The following is a 2,404-nucleotide window of genomic DNA, read 5'->3' as shown; positions in this document are numbered from 1 at the left end:
TTGTCGTCGGTGCCGCCGACATAGCCGGTCTTGGACAGCCAGTTGGCGCTCTCCACCCGCTCGTTGCCGTACGGGTCCAGGCGGGAGAAGCGGGAGATGATCCGGTTGCCGAAGGCATCGTAGAGGTACGACGTCTCGTCCGCCGGGTTCCAGGCCTGGGCCGTGGAGCCGTCACAGGCACCCAGCACCAGGTCGACACCGGTCGTCGTGGAGTTGGACGGGGAGACCAGGCACATCGAAGTGGCCGCGTACCTCAGGGACCCGGTCGAAGTGACCGTCCACTGCTGGGCGGCACTGTCGTCACAGGCCGCCGCAACAACCGCAGTACCGGCCGTGGTGGCCTTCCCCGAGGGCTGCACGCACACCCCCGACACCTGGAGCGCACCCTTGGTGGCGGTCGCGACGGTGACCTTGGCCAGGTGCTTGACGCCCTCGCCCAGGATCTCGGCAGTGACCGTCTGCGCCCGGGTCTCGCCCGTCTCCGGGTCGGTCGCCAGGACCTTGTCGCCGGCCTTGACGTCCTTGATCGCCTTGGTCGAGCCGTCGGCCACCAGGACCTTGGTGTCCGGCGTGAAGCTGTTGGACGTCGGGCAACTGGCGCCCTCACCTCCCGAGCCGCCGCCCGAGTCCTGATCAATGAGCTACGCCGCCGGAAGTTCGCACCACACCAGCTTGCCCTTGTGCCCGAGTCGAGACAGCGGCTGCCAGCCCCACAGGTCGGAGCAGGCTCGAACGAGGGCGAAGCCGCGTCCGCTTTCGGCGTCGTTGAGCTCGGCCAAGTCGTTGGGCGGCTCGGGTGGTTCGGGGTCGGCGTCCCACGCGCCCAGCTGAAGCACACCGTCACGGTGGCGGACGCGGAGGCAGGCCGGTCCCTTGGTGTGGAGTACGGCGTTGGAGACCAGCTCGGAGGCGAGGAGCTCGGCGGTGTCCGTGAGGTGGGCCAGGCCGTGGAGGGCGAGGATCGTGCGGAGGGTGTGACGGGAGACGGTGACGGCTCTGGGGTCGGTGGGGATGTAGAGGGAGTACTCCCAGGAGTCGCAGTCGTTTTCAAGCATGGGGCAGCTCCAGTCAACTGAGGGGGTATGGGCGGTGGCAGTGCCGCGGCCGGCATGGCACGACGGGGCGGTGCGCTTCCGCAGCGTGAAGTTCGCGTCACTGACAGTAGGTCTGAAAGTTATGACCTTGCAAGTCGTTCGCGTAGTCTGACGCTCAAACGGGGCACTCTTGCCAGCAAGTTGAGGAGCTCTTCATGGCAACGCGGCGACACCCCACGGCACGGCAGGCTCGCCTGGGCGCCGAACTGCGCAAGCTCCGGGACGCTGCTGGGCTGAAGGCGACGGCTGCCGCAACACTTCTGGGGGTCAGCTCCGTCCAGATGAGCCAGATCGAGTCCGGTATTGCGGGCGTCAGCGAGGAGCGCCTTCGTCGTCTCGCAGCGAACTATGCCTGTTCCGACGACACGTTGATCGACGCGCTTGTCGCCATGGCGACGGACCGGACTCGTGGCTGGTGGGAGGAGTACCGTGGCGTCCTTCCCGCCGCCTACCTGGACCTCGCCGAACTCGACCACCACGCGACGTTTCGCCACGACGTGGCAGTCATCCATGTACCCGGGCTCTTCCAGACGGAGGACTACGCCCGTGCGCTCTTCTCCTACATGAACCCGGAGTTCCCGAAGAGCGAGGTGGAGCATCGGGTTCGCCACCGGATGCAGCGGAGGGTCGTCATCGAGGGGCCCAGGCCCGTTCCGTACGAGACCGTCATCCACGAAGCAGCACTCCGCATCAGAGTCGTCGGCCGGTCCGCTTCCCGTGCCCAACTCACCCGGATCCTGGAGTTGTCCGAGGCGGAGCACATCAGCGTACGTGTCATTCCGTTCGGTCTGGACGACTTCGCGGGCGCCGGAACCACCATGGTGTACGTGGGCGGAGCCGTGTCACGCCTGGACACCGTTGTACGCGATGCTCCGCACGGCACAGGTTTCGTCGATGCCGAAGCCCAACTGGAGCACTTCCGGAAGCTCTTCCGTAGGGTGCAGGGTGAGTCACTGGACCCTGACCAGTCACGTGAACTCGTCCACAAACTCAACAAAGAACTGTGAGGATAGCCATGGCCATCCGCCCCAATTGGCAGAAGTCGTCCTTCTCTGGGGGCGGTGAAGGCAACGACTGCCTCGAACTCGCCTCCACCCCCACAACCCTCCGCCTCCGCGAGTCCGACGACCCCACCACGGTCCTCACCACGACCCCCACCGTCCTCGCCCACCTCCTGGCAGGCATACGCACGCCCGAAAAGGCGACGATCTCTCACTAGCCTCGATCTTTCGCGAGGGTCCGCCGACGGAGTCGGTGGACCCTTTTGCTTTCCGGAGCTGATGGTGGGCAGGCCAGCGGCCCGGTTGTCG

Annotated in this window: 3 protein-coding genes and 1 pseudogene; 2 read left to right on the top strand and 2 right to left on the bottom strand. The window is 66.3% G+C overall.

Features of this window, described 5'->3' with window-relative positions:
- Together ACLZN2_RS50710 and ACLZN2_RS50705 are read right to left on the bottom strand one after the other, a co-directional pair.
- Window positions 1-620 (bottom strand): annotated as a pseudogene (locus ACLZN2_RS50710) (ricin-type beta-trefoil lectin domain protein); the annotation flags it as partial.
- A 21-nt stretch (window positions 621-641) separates the two neighbouring features.
- Window positions 642-1,055 carry an ATP-binding protein gene (locus ACLZN2_RS50705; RefSeq protein WP_416987040.1) on the bottom strand — a complete coding sequence of 138 codons (414 nt, stop codon included), beginning with the start codon at window positions 1,053-1,055 and terminating at the stop codon, window positions 642-644.
- Window positions 1,056-1,249: 194 nt separating this feature from the next.
- On the opposite strand from ACLZN2_RS50705, the gene ACLZN2_RS50700 reads away from it, so the two are divergent.
- Together ACLZN2_RS50700 and ACLZN2_RS50695 are read left to right on the top strand one after the other, a co-directional pair.
- Entirely contained in the window at window positions 1,250-2,101 is an 852-nt protein-coding gene (locus ACLZN2_RS50700) for a helix-turn-helix domain-containing protein (RefSeq protein WP_416987038.1), read from the top strand.
- Window positions 2,102-2,109: 8 nt separating this feature from the next.
- Window positions 2,110-2,313, top strand: a complete 204-nt coding sequence (locus ACLZN2_RS50695) for a DUF397 domain-containing protein (protein ID WP_416987036.1) — start codon at window positions 2,110-2,112, stop codon at window positions 2,311-2,313.
- The last annotated feature ends 91 nt before the right edge of the window (window positions 2,314-2,404 follow it).

This window comes from Streptomyces sp. T028, from assembly GCF_048159505.1.
Lineage (GTDB): Bacteria > Actinomycetota > Actinomycetes > Streptomycetales > Streptomycetaceae > Streptomyces.
Note: the sequence above shows the minus strand (reverse complement) of the source record. Positions and strands in the feature narration are given on the sequence as shown.